This window comes from Zoogloea oleivorans, assembly GCF_008107625.1.
In the GTDB taxonomy this organism is placed as follows: Bacteria; Pseudomonadota; Gammaproteobacteria; order Burkholderiales; family Rhodocyclaceae; genus Zoogloea; species Zoogloea oleivorans.
In genome coordinates, this window is the sequence record NZ_SDKK01000006.1 from 122,889 (window position 1) to 142,239 (window position 19,351).

The window sequence follows — 19,351 nt, forward strand, 5'->3', positions numbered from 1 at the left end:
TTTGCATCGGCCTGCTAACGTTGCGCTCCATCGCCACGCCTCCAGAAACGCCTCCACCTCCAGCCTGCCCATGCCAGAGGGTGCCACTTGTCATGAAATAGGATATAGCGTTTAATCTAAAACACATAAACCCTAAAGAAACACTCATGACTCATAGACTATTGGCGACACCCATCATCCTTGCCTTTCTTGCTGGTTGCACGGCTCAGTCCATATGACAAATACCAAGAGGCCACAACCCATCATCCACGCGGACCTGCGCCAAAAAGCGCGCAGTTCGGTGAATTAAAACGTTAGGCATCGGAATATGCGCTTCTTACTACTTCCCTTCTGGCTCATAGTTGCCGCAGGCTGGCTTTCAGGCATAACCATCATTGCCAAGTGGATTGGTGGCTATCAATGGATCGACCACATGGGACAATCTCGCCCAGTGAGCATGCTTGCTCTTGTGGGCGCAAGTTGCGCTGCAGCAGGCTTGGCACATGCACGCCAGGGACGGCTGCCGAAATTTTTAGCAATACTTGTTGCAGCTATGGCCGGTGTACATCTGATTAACGCGCTCGGCCTCTACATGCTTGTAAGGACCAATGGTCCCGGCGACGCAATCATGATTCCTTTTGCACTTCTTGCTTCGGTCTTGCCCACAACAACAGCTTTTGTCGGCGCGCCACCTAGCACCGTCTCTATATTCATTCTTCCGGTCACCACGTTCCTGCTGCTTGCCGCGTCGCTAGCTTTCGGGAGACAGGCGCGGCACAGCGATACCTAGCCCTTTCCAAGCACTTCCCCGTCAAGTACCACCGTTTCCAATGACCGGCCGGCAGGCCGGTTTTTCTTTCCTGTGCTCCCTTCCTGACCTCTGCACGCACGCGACGGATCCGACAGACAGAGACTGCCTCTCTCTAATCAAACTTGCAGACAGCCAGATCGATGCCTATATTTTTGGCAATGGCTATCGTCATCATGATCCCCGCTACCTAGGGCAAGCCAAACATCAAGCCAAGCCCGGGCCCTTGTTAGGGCATTACCGACGCAAAGGAGAAGAGATCATGTTTACGACAAGCTGGGCCAGACTGATGAAAACCATGCGGACTTTCGTCGTACTCACCTTGGTGTCCGCAGTTGTCGCGCTGACCGCGAGCCCTGCCTTAGCGTGGGAAGCCACCAGATTCAGGAATTGGCGCACCGGAGAGCTCACCGACAACTGAGGCATAAAATGCAACGATGGAACCGTAATTTCCTTTACAGGGGCGAATGGCCCTGATTTCGATTTCAAAGGCTGCGCCAAGCATGGCGGCCTCACAGTGTCACCCGACCCCCTCCCCGGGTCGATACAAGAGTTTCCTATCAGTGCCCTGGATGTTTTGATCATAGACCTGCCTTTTACGCCAGCCAGTGTCGGCAGCTTGGTATTCGGCGAAATCGTTTCTCCAGATGATGCGCTCAAGCTGACAGGACTTGGCGACCCCGCGTCTTGGTCGAGTATCTTCGTCACTATTGGATCTGGGTTTGATCCAGCCATCGACTTTCCTGGCGTCTCTGTATTTGGTTTGTCTGAAGATATCGTCGTGACTGCAGTGCCGGAACCTAGCAGCATTGCACTACTGATCATCGGCCTGACTGCCTTGCGTCGATTGCGCACCACCGCGCGGTAAGCGGCAACCAGAGTATTGCCTAAGCTTTTCCAAGGACTTCTTCGTCAAGTATCCATTTTAATGGCCGGCCACCAGGCCGGTTTTTCTTTCCGGGGCAAGAATCCCCAAAACCGCCTCGAACACAAAGTTTCTGACACTCCCGTTCAGGCATAACCATCATTGCCATCACGCCCCATCAACTTGGCAATTTGCCCTGTCCAATTGCCAATCGGACGCACCAAAGAAGCAATGTGACGAACCAGATTGCCAATCGGACCTGTCAACTTGACAACATGGTCTGCCAGATCATCAATCTGGTGTGTCACATTGCCAAGTTGACCGACCAGATTGGCAATGTGACGCACCCACACGCCATTGGCGAAGCCATCGCACACACAGCCCCCACCATGCGACCCAAACCGGACGGGGGAAGCGATCGCATCCTGTTCGACATACGCACCACCGGATCCCTTAGCAGAGGCGGCAGATGTCGACTCGGGTGGGCCCAAGGTGGGGATTAATCAACATGAACATCCGGCGCAATGCCGGCCTCTGTGCGTCGTTCATCGTGGTGCCCTCCCCCTGCGGAACGACAGTCTGGCAGCCGGTCGGTGGGGCAACTAAGATGGATCAATCCATTTAAATAAGTCTGTTGTCGTTCCCGGGAGCCCGCAGTGAAACTCCATGCCTTCGTCGCCATGCCCTTCGGCACCAAGCCGGATACCTACGGCAAACCGACCGATTTTGACCTGATCTACAGCAGCCTGATCAAGCCCGCCCTCGAACTGGCCGGTCTCGATATCATCCGGGCCGACGAGGAAAAAGGCGCCGGCGACATCCTTGTCGACATGTTCCAGGAACTGCTGATGGCCGACCTGGTGCTGGTGGACCTGACCGCCGACAATCCCAACGTGTGGTACGAACTGGGCGTACGCCATGCCCTGCGCAGCCGTGGTGTGGTCCTGGTGAACGGGCCGCGGGCCAGCAAGCCCTTCGACATTTACACCAACCGCAAATACACCTACGCGCTCAGCAACGGCGCCCCGGACCCGGCGCGGCTGGAAACCGACATCCGGAAAATTGCCGAGATGACCCGCGCCACCCTCGCCGAGTGGCATGGCAACCCGATAAGCCCGGTGTATTCGCTGCTGCCCAACCTCGTCGAGCCGGACTGGAAAACCCTGCGTATCGGCAAGGCGCGGGAGTTCTGGGCCAACTACGATGACTGGGCCGCCCTCATCGAACGCGCCCGCAAGGCCGGCCATCCGGAAGACATTCTTGTTCTGGCCGATGAAGCGCCGGTCACCGCCCTGCGCGTCGAAGCCCGCCTCAAGGCCGGCAAGGCCCTGCTCAAGGGCCGGCACTTCAACTTCGCCCTCGAACAGCTTGAACTCGCCTGCGCCTTCGACCCGGCCAACGTCGATGCGGCGCGCCAGCACGGCGTGTGCCTGCAGCGCCTCGGGCGCCTGGACGATGCCCGCGCCATCTACAAGAAGATCCTCGCCGAACACCCTTCCGACGTCGAAACCTGGTCTCTCCTCGGCCGCCTCGACAAGGACACCTGGGTCGAAGCCTGGAATCGCAAGGACAGCAGCGCAGAACAAAAGCGCGACGACGCCGGCTACGAGGACGCCCTGCTCCTGATGGCCATCGACAGCTATGCCACCGCCTACCGCCACGCCCCCGGCCACTACTACTCGGGCATCAACGCCGTCACCCTGATGCACCTTTACCGCGACCTCACCGGCAAGCCGCGCTTTGACGCCGAAGCCGCCAGCATGGCCGGCGGCATCGCCTGGGCCGCCGCTTGCCAGCAGGACGAGAGTGAACTCTTCTGGGCCAAGGCCACGCTTGGCGATCTGAGCATTTTGCAGGGCGATCCGCTCGCCGTCGGCAGCGCCTACAAAGCCGCCATTGCCTGCGCCGACAAGGACTGGTTCGCCCTCGACTCAACCCTCTCGCAACTGCGGCTGCTCGCGGCCATCGGCTTTGCCCCCGACACGGTTGCCGCCGGCATCGCCACCTTCGAGCGGGCCCTCGCCCGCCTCCAGCCCCCGGAACAGGAATGGCAACCGGAAAAGGTCTTCCTCTTTTCCGGGCACATGATCGACACCCCCGGCCGCAAGGAAGCCCGCTTCCCCGCCGACAAGGAAGCCATCGCCGCCGCCGCCATCGACAAGGCCCTCGCCGATCTGGGCGCCAGCGACAAGGACCTGGCGCTCACCCAGGGCGCTTCCGGTGGCGATCTTCTCTTCGCCGAAGCCTGCATCGCGCGCAACATCAAGGTGCAGCTCCTGCTGCCCCTGCCCGAGCCCGACTTCATCGAACAATCCATCCTTCCCGCCGACGGCGGCGAGGTCTGGCGCAAGCGCTACTACACGCTGCGCGACAACCCCCTGTGCCAGCCCCCACGCGTCATGCCCGAAGTGCTTGGGCCCCTGCCGAAAGACAGCGAAGGCAAGGAGATGAACCCCTTCGAGCGCTGCAACCTGTGGCTCCTCTACAGCACCCTCGCCAAAGGCATCGCCCGCACCCGCTTCCTTTGCCTGTGGAACGGTGGCGGCGGCGACGGACCAGGCGGAACCGAGCACATGATGAAGGAAGTGAAGAAGCGCACCGGGCAGGTGACCTGGCTGGATACCCGGAAGATGTGGTGATGCGCGCTTAAGCCCGAGGAAGTAACGCTTGCCCCCCATGCCCTGAAAGGAGCTGCCATGCCCACCCCGCTTGAAAACCGCATCACCGCCCCCGGCCCCAAGAAGATTCTCTCTTGCGACGGCGGCGGCATTCTCGGCCTGCTGAGTGTCGAGATCCTCGCCAGGCTGGAGGCCGACCTGCGCAGCGCAACGGGCAAGCCGGACCTGCTTCTGTGCGACTACTTCGACTTTGTCTGCGGCACCAGCACCGGGGCGATCATTGCCGCGTGCATTGCGGCCGGAATGAGCACGGCGCAGATCCGCACCTTCTACAAGGACAGCGGCAAGCAGATGTTCGACAAGGCCTCGCTCTTCAAGCGCCTGCACTATGCCTACAACAAGGAGCCGCTGGCCCGGAAGCTGCAGACGGCCTTCAGCACCGCGCTGGGCAAGGACACCACCCTCGGCAGCCCCGGGCTGCGGTCGGTACTGATGATGGTGATGCGCAATGCCACCACCGATTCACCCTGGCCGGTCAGCAACAATCCCTTCGCCCACTACAACCAGCGCGATCGCCAGGACTGCAACCTCGACTTGCCCCTGTGGCAACTGGTGCGCGCCAGCACCGCGGCCCCCACCTACTTTCCGCCGGAGGTGGTGCGCTTCGGTGAAGAGGATGACGAACACGCCTATACCTTTGTCTTCGTGGACGGCGGTGTCACCACCTACAACAACGCCGCCTTCCTGGCTTTCCAGATGGCCACCGCAGCGCCCTACAAGATGAACTGGACGACTGGCACCGACCAGTTGCTGATCGTTTCGGTGGGTACGGGCAGTGCGGCCAATGCCCGCCCCGACCTGAAGCCCGAGGACATGTGGCTGGTGGACAATGCCAAGAACCTGCCCGGCGCGCTGATGAACGCGGCCAGCGCCGGCTGGGACATGGCCTGCCGGGTAGTCGGGGAATGCCGCTTCGGTGGGGACATCGACCGGGAGTTCGGCAACATGATCGGCGCAGGCAGCTCTTCCGGTACCAAGCAGTTCGCCTACGTGCGCTACGACCCGGACGTCAGCCAGAAGGGCCTCGACGACCTGGGCCTCGGCACCATCAAGGCCGCCGATGTGCAACGCCTCGACGCCATCGAGCACATGGACGACATCGGCAAGGTGGGCATCGAATTCGCGAAGAAGTACGTCGATATCAGGACGCACCTGAAGGGTTTCGTCTGACAGGTGCCACATAAAAAAACGGCCCGGTCGATTGCTCGACCGGGCCGTTTTACATCCAGCGGAAATTACTTGCCGGTGTGCAGCTTGAACACCCACACGGAACCGCCCTGCTCCAGGAAGTTCACGCGACGGGCCACGTCGCCGCCCCACAGGGGAACAGCGCCGCCCCAGCCGGAAACCACGGCCACGTACTGCTCGCCGCCTTCCATCCAGGTAACCGGGGGAGCGACCACGCCGGAGCCGGTCTGGAAGGACCAGACTTCCTTGCCGGTCTTGGCGTCCAGGGCCTTCAGGTAGCCTTCGGGGGTACCGTAGAAGGTCAGGTTGCCAGCGGTGGTCAGGACACCGCCCCACAGGGGAGCGTAGTTCTTGTTTTCCCAGACGATCTTGCCGGCATTCGGATCCACGGCGCGCAGGGAGCCAATGTAGTCGTCGTGCAGGGCCTTGATGGTGAAGCCGGCGCCCAGGTAGGCCGCACCGCGCTTGTAGGAGACGGGCTCGTTCCAGATGTCCATGCCCCATTCGTTGGCCGGCACGTAGAACAGGCCGGTCTGCGGGTTGTAGGCCATCTGCATCTGGTTCTTGCCGCCCAGGAAGGACGGTGCCGAGAACACGGTCTTGCCCTTCTTGCCATCTTCGCCAGCGGCAGCCGGGTTACCCGGACGGCCACCTTCGGTGTAGATCGGACGACCGGTGTTCAGGTCGAAGCCCTTGGCCCAAGTGATGTCGTTCACAAACGGGAAAGCGTTGATCAGCTTGCCGTTGGTACGGTCGATGACGAAGAAGAAGCCGTTGCGGTCAGCCTTGCCGCCCGCCTTGATGACCTTGCCGGTCTTCGGGTCCTTGTAGTCGAAGGACACGAACTCGTTCACGCCGTCGAAGTCCCAGCCGTCGTGCGGGGTGGTCTGGTAGTGCCAGACGATCTTGCCGGTATCCGGGTCGATGGCCACGGTGGCGGACGAGAACAGGTTGTCGCCGGGGCGCAGGTGGCTGTTCCACGGGGCCGGGTTGCCGGTGCCGGCAAAGACCAGGTTGGTTTCCGGATCGTAGGTGGCGCCGTTCCAGGTGGCTGCGCCGCCGGTCTTCCACAGGTCGCCGGTCCAGGTGGCGTTGGTGGTGCCGGAGATGCCGTTTTCGACCTTCTCGCCGTTCACCCACTTGTAGCCCATGTTGCCTTCGACGGTCGGGCGCATCCACACCATCTTGCCGGTCTTGGCATCGCGGGCTTCCATGCGGCCCTGCACGCCGAACTCGCCACCGGACACGCCGGTGATGATCAGGCCCTTGACGATCAGCGGAGCGGCAGAAGCGGAGTAGCCGGCGGCGTAGTCGTCGATCTTTTCCTTCCACACGACCTTGCCGGTGTCCTTGTTCAGGGCCACGAGCTGGGCGTCGAGGGTCGCGAAGATAACCAGATCGCCGTACAGTGCCGCGCCGCGGTTAACCACGTCACAGCAAGGCATGATGCCTTCGGGCAAGCGGTGCTCGTACTTCCAGAGCTTCTTGCCGGTCTTGGCGTCGAGCGCAAAGATGCGGCTGTAGGAGGCGGTCACGTACATCTTGCCGTCGAAAATGACGGGCTGGGATTCCTGGCCGCGCTGCTTCTCGCCACCGAAGGAGAAGGACCACACCGGGACCAGGTTCTTGACGGTCTTGACGTTGACCTTGTCGAGTGTGCTGAAGCGCTGACCTTGCTGGCCGAGGCCGAAATGGACCACATCGCCGGTGGTCTTGGCGTCATTGGCAATGTCGGCGTCGGTTACTTCTTTCGCCTGGACAGAGCCCGCGACCATCAGCGCAGCGGCAATCATGGTCATCGCGAACGGCTTTTTCATTTTTTTGCTCCTTTGGATCATTGAATGTCTCCTTATAGAAGGTGCTGAAGCACGATCCGGGCGGCCACCTCCCGACCCTACCGAACCATGCTGCACCTCTGATCCGCAAGAGCTGTGCCACCGGCACCGGCAATCACACCAAAAATTACAAGCCGGGAAAAATTCCCGATAAAAAACGGGACCTTGGACCTTGTGAAAAAAAGCGCCGGGGGTGCAACAGGTGTATCGCGACACGGCGCCGGCGAGACAGATGCTTCATTCCTCATCAACTGCTCCAAGTTGCAACAATCCGAAGCAGGACATGGTGCAGAGCGGGACTCCGGCGAGGCCGCAGGCGCGCCCACAAGGCCTGTAAGCCGTCCGGCAGAGGCCGTCAGGGTAGCTGGCAGGGCCTGGATTCTCATGGCACAGCTCTTGCAGCATCTGTTGCACCACAGAGCTGGCCGCCATCGAGCAGGCCGCCGTCAGGAGACAGAATGATCAAGCCCCACGCCCTCGCGGCCGCATCGCTGATGCTGGCCTGCAGCCTTGCCCTTGCCGCACCGAAGGGCGATGCCCAGAACGACCCGCTTGGCTCCCATAACTGGAGCTACATGCGCAAGGATCTCTTTCCGGCTACCGCCAGGGTGATCTTCGACGAGCGGGTCAAGGTCAGCGCGCCGCTGACCGCCGAGAACCCCATGAATGTCCCGGTCAGCGTGGACGCCGCGGCGCTGCCCGGGGTGACCGAAGTGCTGGTCTTCGCCGATCTCAACCCCATCGCCCGCATCGTCCGCTTCGGCCCCACCGGCGCCCACCCCGGCCTGGGCTTTCGCATCAAGCTGCAGCAATCGTCCCCGGTACGCGCCGCGGCCCGCACCGCCGACGGCACCTGGCACGTGGGTGGCACCTGGGTGAATACCACCGGCGGCGGCTGCACCCTGCCCTCCGCCGGCAGCGCCTCGCCCGAATGGCAGAAGCGCCTGGGCGAAGTGAGCAGCCGCGTCTGGGAGCGCAAGGAAGGCGGCGAACGCATCCGCCTGCGCATCATCCACCCCGAAGACACCGGCCTGGCCGCCGGCATTCCAGCCTTCTATATCCAGGCGCTCGATGTCGCCGACGCACAGGGCAAGGCGCTGATGCACATCGAAGGCTTCGAGCCGCTTTCCGAGAACCCCGTGTTCACCGTGGACATTCCCGCCGCCCGCGCCTCCACCGGCTACCAGGTGAGCGGCCGCGACAACAACGGCAACGCCATCTCGGCAACGATTGAAAAGTGAGCGCCATGAGCCGATCCGCCCGCAGCCTTGTTGCCCTGTTCACCCTCGGCTGGGCACTGCTGCTCGCCGCCGCCGACATGAACTACGACCTTCGTCCGGTACGCGTCGCCGCCGACACCTGGGTGCTGACCGGGCTGAACGAGGACTTCAGCTTTAAAAACGGCGGCAACATCGTCAACACCGGCTTCATCGTCACCCCGGCCGGCGTGCTGGTGATCGACAGCGGCCCGTCCCGCGCCTACGGCGAGCAACTGCGCCGTGCCATCGCCCGCATCACCGACAAGCCGGTGGTGATGGTGCTCAACACCCACCACCACCCCGACCACTTCCTCGGCAACCAGGCCTTTGCACCGGATACCCTCGCCGCCCTGCCCGAAACCATCCACGGCATCCACAGCGAAGGGGGCGGCTTCAACGAAAACATGTACCGCCTCGCCGGCGACTGGATGGCCGGCACCGAAGTGCTCGCCCCGACCAAACCCCTTACCCCCGGCCCCCTGGAACTGGGCGGCCACACGCTCGAACTGATCGCCCTCAAGGGCCACACCGGCGCCGATCTGGCCATCTTCGACCGCAGCACCGGCGTACTGTTTGCCGGCGACCTGGTCTTCCACGACCGCGCCCCGACCACACCCCACGCCAACATCCCCGCCTGGCAGGCCTCGCTGGACCAGCTCGACACCCTCGGCTTCAAGGTGCTGGTGCCCGGCCATGGCCCCGTCAGCCTCGATGCCGGTCCGATTCGCCAGACCCGCGCCTGGCTCACATGGCTCGACAAGGCCCTGCGCCAGGCCGCCGAAGACGGCCTCGACATGACCGAAGCCCTGGCCCTCGACCTGCCGGCCGAATTCCGCCGTCTGGCCGTGGTCGAAGCAGAGTACCGGCGCTCGGTCGGCCAGCTCTTCCCGGCCTACGAGTTGAAAGCCCTGTCACACAGCGGGAGACCCGCTCAATGAACGCAATGCTGCTGCCCCTGCCCGGCAGACCCGAAGCCCTGCCCCGCCCGCTCAAGCTGGCCATCGGGGCTTCCGTCGGCCTGCATGTGCTGGCCCTGCTGTGGCAGCACGGCGCGCTTCCCGACAACCGCGAAGAAATCCTGAAGCCGCTGCAGGTTGTGCTGCACACCGCAACCCCGCTTCCCGCAGCCAGCCCGCCGCCGGTCGCCGTCGAAGCGAGCCCGGTGCAGCCTCCGGCGCCAGCTCGCCGGATCGTCACTGAAGCCCCCAGGCCCGCCCCCATCCTGACCCGCCCGGCGGCTCCCGCCGCACCGGTCATCCGTGCCGAACCCATCCCGCCGGCGCCCACCGCAGCCATCGCCAAAGTCGCTCCGCCGCCGGTGGAAGCAGTGCCGGTCACACCGACAGCGGCCCCCGTCACCGCCATCGTCCGCGCCGAGCCGACGCCGGCAGCCCCGGCGCACACCGACGAGCCCCTTGATCCGGCACTGCTCGAACGCTACGGGCGCAGCCTCTCCAGCGCCCTCGCCCGCCAGCAGCAATATCCGCGCATCGCCGCCATGCGCGGCTGGGAAGGCGAAGTGCAGTTGCGCATCACCATCGCCCGCAAGGGCAACATCGTCGCCACCCAGGTCGTGCATTCCAGCGGCTTCGAAGTGCTCGACCAGAACGCGGTGCAACTGGTCACCAACGCCGGCCCGCTGCCACGCCCGCCGGAAACCCTGCAAAACCGCGAAATCCAGATCATCGTGCCGGTGCACTACAAGCTGGAGAAGCCGACATGAGCAGCACAGCCGGCGCCCTCGCCACGCAAACCGGGATGAACGACGCCGACCACAAGCAAGCACTGGCGAGCAGCCTGTCCCTGCGCCTGCGGGTCAGCCTGGTCCTCACCGCTCTCGCCACCGCCTTCGTACTCACCGGGGCCGCCCTGTGGGTGCGCGACGCCCGCACCGCCATTACCGAGGAAGTCACCGCCGCCCACCGGGTGGCAGCCCAGTGGCTGAGCGTCTCGGCTCAGGGCACCGCGACCGGCGATCCGGCGTGGACCGAAAGCCGCCTGCTGGCTCACCTCAACGCCGTCGGACGCATCCGCGCCCATCAGCTCGAAGCCCGCGACGCCAGCGGTGCGCTGCGCTACCGCTCACCGCCGTCGCCTTACAAGCCCGGACGCGACGCCCCGGCATGGTTCGCCCACTGGCTCGGTCCGGACATGCCACCCCTCACCCTTTACGCCGGCAACCTGACCCTCCATCTCCAGCCCGACGCCTCCCGCGCCCTCATCGATCTGTGGGACGACCTTGCCGCCGCCGCGGGCCGCGCCCTGCTGGCCCTGGTCGGCCTGTTTGCCGGCTGCTGGCTCGCCATCGACCGGGCCCTGAAGCCTCTTGGCACCGTGATGGCCGCCCTTGATCGCACCGGCCAGGGCAACTTCGACACCCGCCTGCCGGTCGACGGCCCGCCGGAACTGGCCCACCTGGCCGAAGCCTTCAACAGCATGGCCCTGCGCCTCGACCAGGCGGTGGCCGAAAACGTCCGCCTCAGCCACGAACAGGCCGTGGCCCGCGCCGTCACCGAACGCCTCGAAGCCGACCGCACGGCCATCGCCCGCGACCTGCACGACGAGCTCGGCCAGAGCATCACCGCCGTGGCGGCGCTGGCCGGCGCCATCGTCCAGCGCACCGAACACACCCCCGACATTCGCCAGAGCGCCGAAGTCATCCGCGACGTAGCCTCGCGCATGCAGGGCGACGTGCGCGCCCTGCTCACCCGCCTGCGCCCGCCGCGCAGCGGCCCCCAGGAAACCCTCGACGATGCGGTACGCACCTACCTGAGCGCCTGGAGCCAGCGCCACAACGACATCGAACTGGCCACCGAACTCTTCGCCGGCCCCAGCCCCCTGCCGGACGAGGTCACCCTCACCGCCCTGCGCGTGGTGCAGGAATCGTGCACCAACATCGTCCGCCATGCCCTCGCCAGCAAGGCACGCATCCGTTTGCTGCGCGATGGCAACTGCCTCACCGTCGAAATCAGCGACAACGGCCGCGGCATCATGCCGGCCCCCGGCCAGTCCGGCTTCGGCCTGGCCGGGATGCGCGAACGGGTCGCCGAACTCAAGGGCCATCTGGACATCAGCAGTCCGGCCGGCGGCGGCACCCGCATCCGTGCGCGCCTGCCACTTGCCGTCACATCCATCGAACCCACACCGGAGACCGTCGAATCATGAGCACCCGCCTCGACAATCTGACCCTCATTCTTGCCGACGATCACGCCATCGTGCGCATGGGTTTCCGCCTGCTGCTCGAAGGCGTCGGTGCCCGCGTGCTGGCCGAAGCCGACAGCGGCGAAGCCGCCCAGTTGTGCATGCACGAACTCGACCCGGACGTGCTGGTGATGGACCTGTCGATGCCCGGCTGCGGCGGCCTCGCCGCGCTGGAACGCATCCTGACCAGAAAGCCGGCAGCGAAGATCCTGATCGCCTCGGCCCATGCCGACGCCATCACCGCCGAACGGGCCCTCAAGGCTGGCGCCGCCGGCTACCTGTGCAAGCGCAGCGCGCCAGACGAACTGCTCCGCGCGGTAGGCCTGGTGGCGTCCGGCCAGCGTTACATCGACCCGGAAATCGCCGCCGCCCTGCGCCGCGCCGACCGCCCCGAACACCCGGCCGAAGCGCTCACCGACAAGGAGTTCAACGTCTTCCTGCAGCTCGCCCAAGGCCGCTCGGTGGCCGAAGTGGCCAGCGACTTCCACCTCAGCCCCAACACGGTCGGTACCCACCTCTATCACATCAAGCAAAAGCTCGGCTTGCAGAACATGGCCGAACTGGCCATGGCTGCGGTGCGCTCCGGTTTGATCGAAGTCTAAGTTTTTTTGTGGGTCGGACTTCAGTCCGACATCACGGATTCCACCAGCGGCAGTCGGACTGAAGTCCGACCCACAGTTTCCTTCCCCCAACCAGCGAGACCTTCATGAACAAGAAATCCGCCCTGCTCATCGCCACCCTGGCCCTCGCCGTCTCCGCGCCGGTGCTCGCCGCCCGCCCCGAACTGAAAGTGAAGGAACAGATCGACATCGCCGCGCCCCCGGCCAAGGTGTGGGAAGCCATCCGCAACTTCGACAACCTGGGCTGGCACCCGGCCGTCGCCAGCACCGCGCTCGACAAGGGCAGCAACAACAAGAAGGGCGCCGTGCGCACCGTCACCATCAAGGACGGCGCCAAGATCATCGAAGAACTCGTCAGCCACCGCGACAGCACGCGCAGCCTCACCTACCGCATCGTCGAATCTCCGCTGCCGGTGAGCGACTATGTGTCGAAGCTGAGCGTGAAGGCCGGCAAGGGCGGCAGCCATGTGGAATGGTCGTCCACCTTCCGCCGCAAGGACGAAAAACCCGCCGACGGTGCCGACGACGCCGGCGCGAAGAAGGCCATCAGCGGCATCTACACCAGCGGTCTCGACGCGCTCAAGAAGCAGCTCGAAGCCAAGTAAGCCGGAGCAGTCACCCATGAGGATCGCGCGCACACTCCTCCGCCGCGTCCTCGCGGGCGGCACGCTCCTGCTCGCCAGCTTGGGCCTGTGCGCCCCGGCCGGCGCCGGCGACCTTGCCCACGCCGACCTCGCCCGGCGCTTCCAGCCCCCGCTGCATGTCGGCGACAAGCTCCGCGACATTCCCGCCTGGCCCATCACCAGCGAACTGGAACCCGAAGCGGGCCCGGTTGCCTACGCCTTCGAATCCATCGACCTCGCCCCCATCCCGGGCTTCGAGGGCACGCCCCTGAACCTGCTGGTCAGCATCGACCGCAAGGGCAATTTCATGGACGTGGAACTGATCCGCCAGCACGAGCCGGTGTTTCTGTCCGGCCTGGGCGAAGGGCCACTGCGCGACTTTCTGGCCCAGTACAAGAACAAGAGCCTCAAGCAGGAAATCACCGTCTCCAGCCTGTACGGCAACAACCGCAGCGGTGCCGGCAGCAACCGCGTGGTGCTCGATGGCGTCAGCAAGGCCACCGCCTCGGTACGCATCGTCAATCAGACCGTGCTTAGCTCGGCCCTCGCCGTGGCCCGGGCGCGCCTGGGCTTTGCCGCGCCGGCCGACAAGGGGCCGCTGGCCGAAGTCCGCCCCAACGTGTTCGACCCGCGCAGCTTTGCCGAACTGCTGGATTCGGGTGCCATCCGCAAACTGCACCTCAGCAATGCCGACGTGGAAAAGCTGTTCGCCGGCACCGACGGCGCCGACGTGGACACCGAGGCCATCGCCAAGCCTGCCGACACCTTCACCGATCTCTACGTCGCCTACCTCAACGCCCCGACCATCGGCCGGGCGATTCTTGGCGACACCGGCCATGCCGACCTGCTGCGCCGCCTCGAGCGCGGCCAGCACGCCTGGTGGGTGGCCAGCGCCGGGCGCGACGCCTTCATCGACGAGAGCTTCACCCGCGGCACCGTCCCGGCCCGCCTCGCCTTCAGCCAGGCCGGCGGCCCGGTGGAACTGCGCGACCTCGATCTATCGCCGCGCCCGCCCGCCGGCGCCCCGCCGCTCAACGCCGCGCTGGTGCTGCGCGTGCCGCCCATGTCGGGCATCGACCCGGCCAGCCCGGTGCGCTTCGAGCTGACCATCACCCGCGCCAAGGGCTCGATGCTGCCGGTCATCACCCAGCGCAACGTGGTGCTCGATTATCAGGCGCCGGAAGCCCTGTTCAGCCGCCCGCCGGCCCCGCTGCCCGACTGGCTGCTGGCCTGGCAAGACCGCACGCCGGAACTGACCATCATCGGCGCCGCCCTGGCGCTGCTGTCCCTGGTCCTCGCCCGGCCGCGCTGGATTTCGGTCTCGGCACGCCGCCTGAAAATATTCCGCCTCGGCTTCCTGGCCTTCACCCTCGGCTACATCGGCTGGTATGCCCAGGGGCAGTTGTCCATCGTGCAGATCACCGGCGCGGTCAAATCGCTTGCCGCCGGGGCCGGCCTCAAGAGCTTCCTGTACGACCCGGTGAGCCTGCTGCTCATCGCCTTCACGCTGGTGAGCTTCGTGGTGTGGGGCCGCGGCACCTTCTGCGGCTGGCTGTGCCCCTTCGGGGCGCTGCAGGAATTCGCCGCCCTGCTGGCCCGCGCCCTGAAACTGCCCGAGCGGCGCCTGCCCGCCCGCCTCGCCACCATCCTCGACCGGGGCCGCTACGCCATCCTCGCCGCCCTCGTCGCAGCCGCCGCTTTCGCCCCACAACTCGCCGAAAAGGGCGTGGAGATCGAACCCTTCAAGACCGCCATCACCGTCGGCTTCGACCGCAGCGGGCCCTTCGTCGCCTACGCGCTGGCCCTGCTGGTGCTCGGCGGGCTGTATTACAAATTCTTCTGCCGCTACCTGTGCCCGCTGGGTGCCGCCATGACCCTCGGCGGCAAGCTGCGCCTCCTCGACTGGCTACCGCGCCGCCAGGAATGCGGTCAGCCCTGCCAGACCTGCCGCCACCGCTGCACCTATGACGCCATCGAAAAATCCGGCGCCATCCGCTACGACCAGTGTTTCCAGTGCCTCGACTGCGTAGGCATCTACCACGACGAAAACCGCTGCGCGCCGATCATGCTGTACCGCAAGAAGGCTCGCAGCGGACATTGAGATCGAACAAGGCATCACACAGGCGCACGGCCGCCATCCCTATCGACTGCTCCGCACGGCCTGGTAGAACGCCTCAAGCAGGGGCGCACAATCGAGGAGCGTGTCGTGCCCCGGGGTATGGAACTCCGGGTGCCACTGCACGCCGATGACAAAGCCACGCCCTGTATAGCGTATCGCTTCGATCAAGCCATCCTCGGCAGACGTGGCTTCAACCACGAGGTTTTTCCCCAGGCTGCGGACACATTGGTGATGAATCGAAATGACCTGCCCGCCGCCCCTCGTGCTGAACCACTTCGCAAACTGCCCGTTTTCGGCAAAACACACCTCGTGACTGTGCAGATCGTAGGCCTCGTCCTGGTGCCGGACAGCACCCTCAAACTGGCTGGGAATGTCCTGGTAGAGTGATCCGCCAAAAGCGACGTTGATAAGTTGCATGCCTCTGCAAATACCGAGCACGGGCTTCCCTGCCTCCACGAATTCGTGGAGCAACTCCATCTCGTAGGCGTCGCGGACCCGGTCGCCGGCCCAAGCCTCCTGCAGCGGAGTCTCTCCGTAGGCTTCGGGACTGACATCCGCGCCACCTTGCAGCACCAGTCCATCGAGATACTCCGCGTAGTCGCGAAGGCGGATGTTGCTGCGGTGAATAGGGCCATCCTTGAGGATGGACGGCACCATCAGGACCAGTACATCCCGCGACATGATCCACTGGGCAATGGATTGCTCGAGCACTTGGAGCGTCTTGGATTCGATGCCTGTCGCGCCGTCACGAGGATGAAAAAGGCGTGCAGACAGCCCTATCCTCAGGGGCTTGCTCCTGACCATACAGACTCCTTTCCGGGCCATTAGCCCAGGTGCTCAAAGATCTGCCAAGGGCCTTTCGGCGCTTCGCTCATCGCGGCTTGTCAGTTGGGCGATGACCTGAGCCAGACTTGCGTGCAGCTGTTCCAGCGTTTCGTCGGTCAAGCCCTGCAAAGCCTCCGGCAGAACGCCCTCCACCGGCCCGGGTGCAGCGCCCAGTACCACTGCGGCACTGTCTGTTAGTTGAAGGCCAACCCGCCGCTGGTCTTCGGCCTTGCGTTGCTTGGTCACCAGGCCGCGTGTCTCGAGCTTGTCGACCAACTGGCTGCAGGTCGACTGATGGATCGACAGACGGTTTGCCAGTTCCGACACGCCAACCCCTGGCGTGCGGGCAATTTCATGGAGCAGCCACAGTTGTGAGCCGGAAACGCCGCAGTTGTGCTCCACCTCCCGGAAATGCTGCCTTACCGAACCGTAAATCAGGCGAAATTGTTTCAGGACGATGAGCGCCATCGCATCGCTGGATGTGTGCTGGGCTGGCCCAGCCAGAGTCATGTTTGCTAAATTCATTTGTCTAAATTATATTGATACCAATACTTTTCCGGAAGAGTCGTTTTCAGCAAGCCTCTGAAACGTACATCTGCTCCGGTGACCATCCTGCACAGGAGAGCTTTGGGGGGCGATTTCTTTGAGTTTTCTGTAGATCCCATAAGGTCTGCTTTGAGGGAGTCAGCCCCCGTCTTTTTCCACCCCTCCACACATCCACGATCTCGAAAGCTCTCCACTGCAGCTCTCGGCGTATTGATGGGAAACAGTCAACTGTTCGCGGCTTTGGTGAAGCAATACGCTACGTGGCCCGTCGCACAGGGCCTTCACGGGGAGCCTTAACCAGATGATGCTGATCCGCCAGACTTGGGAGGCCCTGCAGGACCGGTTTTTCTTCCTGCCGCCTTTTCCCGAGCAACTCGATCCCCTCGCCCTGTTCGCCCTGTTACTCGTCGGCGGTCTGCTGGCAGGCGAAACGCTGTTCCGAACCATCGGGCTCTCCCGCATCGTCGGCTACGTGCTTGCCGGTGCCCTTGCGGGACCTGGCGTGCTCGGCTGGCTGGACCGGGAAACCCTGTCAATGGCCAAACCGGTGGCAGATGCCGCACTGGGCCTGCTCTTGCTGGAAACAGGGCGCCATCTCGACCTGGGATGGCTACGAGCCAACCGATCCCTGCTGAGAAGTGCCGCTGCGGAATCGGGGCTGGCCTTCGCGACCATCTTCGCCTTTGCCTATCTTGCCGTAGGCCTCAGCCTTGGCTGGAGCGCGGCGACAGCGGCCATCACGATGGCTTCGGCCCCGGCAGTGGTGCTGCTCACCGCAGAGGAGAACCACGCCCAGGGGCAAGTCACCCAGCGCACGCTGCTACTCACGGCGATCAACTGCGCGCTGTCCTTTGTCATTTTCGCGGTGGTGCTCGGCATCGTACACGCTGAACAGTCCGGCGACTGGCTCAACGCCCTGGCCCATCCCCTGTGGGTGATCTGCGGCGGCGTCGGAATCGGCATGTTGTGCGCGCGCCTGGCCCTGATGGTGGCTGCCGGGCAGGCCAAGGGATCGGTGGCCCAGGTATTCATTCTCGTTGCGGTAGCCTTGCTGGCCATCGGTGTGGCGCGGATGCTCGCCGTACCGGTGTTCCTCTGCCTGTTCCTGATGGGGGCGGCTCTCAATCTGGCCGACCGGGACAAGGTGCTGGCTTACACCGGCCTGCCTCAGGGGCACTGGATTCTGGCCATTGTGCTTTTCGTGGTAACGGGTGCGATGCTGCCACTGGGAGACCTGAACTGGATCACCGGGCTGCAGGCCCTTGGCCTGATCATCGTGCGTGGCCTCGCCAAGTTTGCCGGGGTGATGGCAACCGGGCGCCAGGATTTGCCCGCTGCCAAGCGCCGCCTGGTGGGCATCGGCATCCAGCCGCTCTCGGCAACAGCGATCTTCATGGCGGCAGAACTGGCCGCCATCTATCCGGAAGTGAGCGGCCAGGCCCTGCTGTTGCCGCTGCTGGCCGCTGCGCTGATGGAGTTCGCCGGGCCTCAAATGTGCAAGTACGCACTGCACAAGGCCGGTGAGACGGAGCCCCTTCCTGCAGGACGACAACAATGAGCGATCTTTCCAAACTGAGTTTCACTTCCAGTCGCCCGCTGACCCTGGGCGTCGAGCTGGAACTGCAACTGGTTTCGCTGCGGGACTACGACCTGACCCGTGCCGCCACCGACCTGCTGGCCGGTTTGCAGTACGACGACCGCTTCGGCGAAATAAAACTGGAGATCACCGAGAGCATGATCGAGGTGAACTCCAGGCCACGCCAGGATGTCACAGCCATTGCTGTTGACCTGGACGGTCTGCGCGAAGTGCTGGTCAGCCATTGCCAGCGCAACAACATCGCCATCTGCGGTGGCGGCACCCACCCGTTCCACCACTGGCCCGAGCGCAGGATCTGCCCCGGCGAACGCTTTGCGTTCCTCAATCAACGCTACGGTTATCTGAGCAAACAATTCACCGTTTTCGGGCAGCACATCCATATTGGCGTGCCGTCCGGTGACGACGCCATCTGGCTGACCCACGCGCTCAACCGCTACGTACCTCACTTCGTGGCGCTGTCCGCGTCGTCGCCTTTTATTGACGCGACCGACACGGCCTTCGAGTCCGCCCGGCTCAATGCGGTGTCGGCTTTTCCGCTCTCCGGACAGGCTCCCGACGTAGCCGACTGGGCCGCCTTTGTCGATCACATGGGCTTGCTGCAGTCCTGCGGCGTGGCCGAGAGCATCAAGGATCTCTACTGGGATGTGCGCCCCAAGCCGGAGTACGGCACCGTGGAAGTACGGGTTTGCGACACCCCGCTGTCTGTCGACCGGGCCATCGAACTGGCCGCCTTCGCCCAATGCCTGGCCCGCTACCTGCTGCGGGAACGGCCTCCGGTCGTCCCAGCCATGCAGGCGCTGGTGGCGCGCTACAACAAGTTCCAGGCCTGCCGCTTCGGCTTCAAGGCCGAACTGGCTGACCCGATTCACCGTCGTACCGAGCCCCTTGGCGAGACCTTGCTGCACCTGCTCGATACGCTTGTAGCGGATGCCGACGATCTGGGCTGCCGGCGCCAACTGGAACGTCTGCGCACACTCGCGCACAGTCAGCATGGCGACGCAGCCTGGCTGCGGGAAACGGCGACGGCTGCAGGCAACCTCCACGACCTGACCCGGGCAGCCACAGAACGCTTCGCCGAACCCTCCTGTTATCGACCCCACGCATAGGGTGCCTCCGTGCAAACCCATCCCATATTGTTTGCTGCATTGCTTGCGTCCACGCCGGTTCTGGCCGCCGGGCCCTGTACGCTTTCCACCGGAACGCCCCCC

Annotated in this window: 18 protein-coding genes; 14 read left to right on the forward strand and 4 right to left on the reverse strand. The window is 64.1% G+C overall.

Annotated features, from left to right (window positions below):
• Window positions 1-307: 307 nt before the first annotated feature.
• The 3 genes from ETQ85_RS07805 (at window position 308) to ETQ85_RS07815 (ending at window position 1,655) form a co-directional block, all read left to right on the forward strand.
• The gene (locus ETQ85_RS07805) at window positions 308-769 is read left to right on the forward strand and encodes a hypothetical protein (RefSeq protein WP_148578479.1); all 462 of its coding nucleotides are present in this window, start codon (window positions 308-310) and stop codon (window positions 767-769) included.
• Between the two features lie 40 nt (window positions 770-809).
• On the forward strand, window positions 810-1,208 hold the full coding sequence (locus tag ETQ85_RS07810) for a hypothetical protein (protein WP_148578480.1): 399 nt from the start codon (window positions 810-812) through the stop codon (window positions 1,206-1,208).
• Window positions 1,209-1,364: 156 nt separating this feature from the next.
• Complete coding sequence (locus ETQ85_RS07815; protein ID WP_187394630.1) at window positions 1,365-1,655, forward strand: PEP-CTERM sorting domain-containing protein; 291 nt, start codon at window positions 1,365-1,367, stop codon at window positions 1,653-1,655.
• A 143-nt stretch (window positions 1,656-1,798) separates the two neighbouring features.
• Here ETQ85_RS07815 and ETQ85_RS07820 read toward each other — a convergent pair whose 3' ends face one another.
• Window positions 1,799-1,999, reverse strand: a complete 201-nt coding sequence (locus ETQ85_RS07820) for a hypothetical protein (protein ID WP_148578482.1) — start codon at window positions 1,997-1,999, stop codon at window positions 1,799-1,801.
• Window positions 2,000-2,308: 309 nt separating this feature from the next.
• Between ETQ85_RS07820 and ETQ85_RS07825 the strand changes: the two genes are divergently transcribed.
• Both ETQ85_RS07825 and ETQ85_RS07830 read left to right on the forward strand, forming a co-directional pair.
• Entirely contained in the window at window positions 2,309-4,291 is a 1,983-nt protein-coding gene (locus tag ETQ85_RS07825; RefSeq protein WP_148578483.1) for a tetratricopeptide repeat-containing protein, read from the forward strand.
• A 57-nt stretch (window positions 4,292-4,348) separates the two neighbouring features.
• Entirely contained in the window at window positions 4,349-5,500 is a 1,152-nt protein-coding gene (locus tag ETQ85_RS07830; RefSeq protein ID WP_148578484.1) for a patatin-like phospholipase family protein, read from the forward strand.
• A gap of 65 nt (window positions 5,501-5,565) precedes the next feature.
• Here the strand turns inward: ETQ85_RS07830 and ETQ85_RS07835 are convergent, their stop codons facing one another.
• Complete coding sequence (locus ETQ85_RS07835; protein ID WP_407058397.1) at window positions 5,566-7,335, reverse strand: PQQ-dependent methanol/ethanol family dehydrogenase; 1,770 nt, start codon at window positions 7,333-7,335, stop codon at window positions 5,566-5,568.
• 476 nt (window positions 7,336-7,811) lie between these two features.
• On the opposite strand from ETQ85_RS07835, the gene ETQ85_RS07840 reads away from it, so the two are divergent.
• The 7 genes from ETQ85_RS07840 to ETQ85_RS07870 all read left to right on the forward strand — a co-directional run bounded on the left by ETQ85_RS07840 (window position 7,812) and on the right by ETQ85_RS07870 (window position 15,157).
• The gene (locus ETQ85_RS07840) at window positions 7,812-8,594 is read left to right on the forward strand and encodes a quinoprotein dehydrogenase-associated SoxYZ-like carrier (RefSeq protein ID WP_148578486.1); all 783 of its coding nucleotides are present in this window, start codon (window positions 7,812-7,814) and stop codon (window positions 8,592-8,594) included.
• Window positions 8,595-8,599: 5 nt separating this feature from the next.
• Window positions 8,600-9,550 (forward strand): quinoprotein relay system zinc metallohydrolase 1, encoded by a 951-nt coding sequence (locus ETQ85_RS07845; RefSeq protein ID WP_148578487.1) that lies wholly within the window; start codon window positions 8,600-8,602, stop codon window positions 9,548-9,550.
• Window positions 9,547-10,335 carry an energy transducer TonB gene (locus ETQ85_RS07850; RefSeq protein ID WP_148578488.1) on the forward strand — a complete coding sequence of 263 codons (789 nt, stop codon included), beginning with the start codon at window positions 9,547-9,549 and terminating at the stop codon, window positions 10,333-10,335. Before ETQ85_RS07845 ends, ETQ85_RS07850 begins: the two co-directional genes overlap by 4 nt.
• The gene (locus tag ETQ85_RS07855; RefSeq protein ID WP_148578489.1) at window positions 10,332-11,777 is read left to right on the forward strand and encodes a HAMP domain-containing sensor histidine kinase; all 1,446 of its coding nucleotides are present in this window, start codon (window positions 10,332-10,334) and stop codon (window positions 11,775-11,777) included. The genes ETQ85_RS07850 and ETQ85_RS07855 overlap by 4 nt, the downstream gene beginning before the upstream one ends.
• Window positions 11,774-12,415, forward strand: coding sequence for a response regulator (locus tag ETQ85_RS07860; RefSeq protein ID WP_148578490.1), 642 nt, complete (start codon window positions 11,774-11,776; stop codon window positions 12,413-12,415). Before ETQ85_RS07855 ends, ETQ85_RS07860 begins: the two co-directional genes overlap by 4 nt.
• Before the next feature lie 104 nt (window positions 12,416-12,519).
• Window positions 12,520-13,038, forward strand: coding sequence for an SRPBCC family protein (locus tag ETQ85_RS07865; protein WP_148578491.1), 519 nt, complete (start codon window positions 12,520-12,522; stop codon window positions 13,036-13,038).
• Window positions 13,039-13,054: 16 nt separating this feature from the next.
• Window positions 13,055-15,157 carry a 4Fe-4S binding protein gene (locus ETQ85_RS07870; RefSeq protein ID WP_148578492.1) on the forward strand — a complete coding sequence of 701 codons (2,103 nt, stop codon included), beginning with the start codon at window positions 13,055-13,057 and terminating at the stop codon, window positions 15,155-15,157.
• 39 nt (window positions 15,158-15,196) lie between these two features.
• On the opposite strand, the gene ETQ85_RS07875 is transcribed toward ETQ85_RS07870, so the two are convergent.
• A complete protein-coding gene (locus ETQ85_RS07875) occupies window positions 15,197-15,979 on the reverse strand; it encodes a gamma-glutamyl-gamma-aminobutyrate hydrolase family protein (RefSeq protein WP_148578493.1) in 783 nt (260 codons plus the stop codon).
• Between the two features lie 33 nt (window positions 15,980-16,012).
• Entirely contained in the window at window positions 16,013-16,468 is a 456-nt protein-coding gene (locus tag ETQ85_RS07880) for a MarR family winged helix-turn-helix transcriptional regulator (RefSeq protein WP_222862103.1), read from the reverse strand.
• A 379-nt stretch (window positions 16,469-16,847) separates the two neighbouring features.
• Between ETQ85_RS07880 and ETQ85_RS07885 the strand changes: the two genes are divergently transcribed.
• Window positions 16,848-18,104 (forward strand): cation:proton antiporter, encoded by a 1,257-nt coding sequence (locus ETQ85_RS07885; RefSeq protein ID WP_148578495.1) that lies wholly within the window; start codon window positions 16,848-16,850, stop codon window positions 18,102-18,104.
• Window positions 18,101-19,249 carry a YbdK family carboxylate-amine ligase gene (locus tag ETQ85_RS07890; RefSeq protein WP_148578496.1) on the forward strand — a complete coding sequence of 383 codons (1,149 nt, stop codon included), beginning with the start codon at window positions 18,101-18,103 and terminating at the stop codon, window positions 19,247-19,249. The genes ETQ85_RS07885 and ETQ85_RS07890 overlap by 4 nt, the downstream gene beginning before the upstream one ends.
• The last annotated feature ends 102 nt before the right edge of the window (window positions 19,250-19,351 follow it).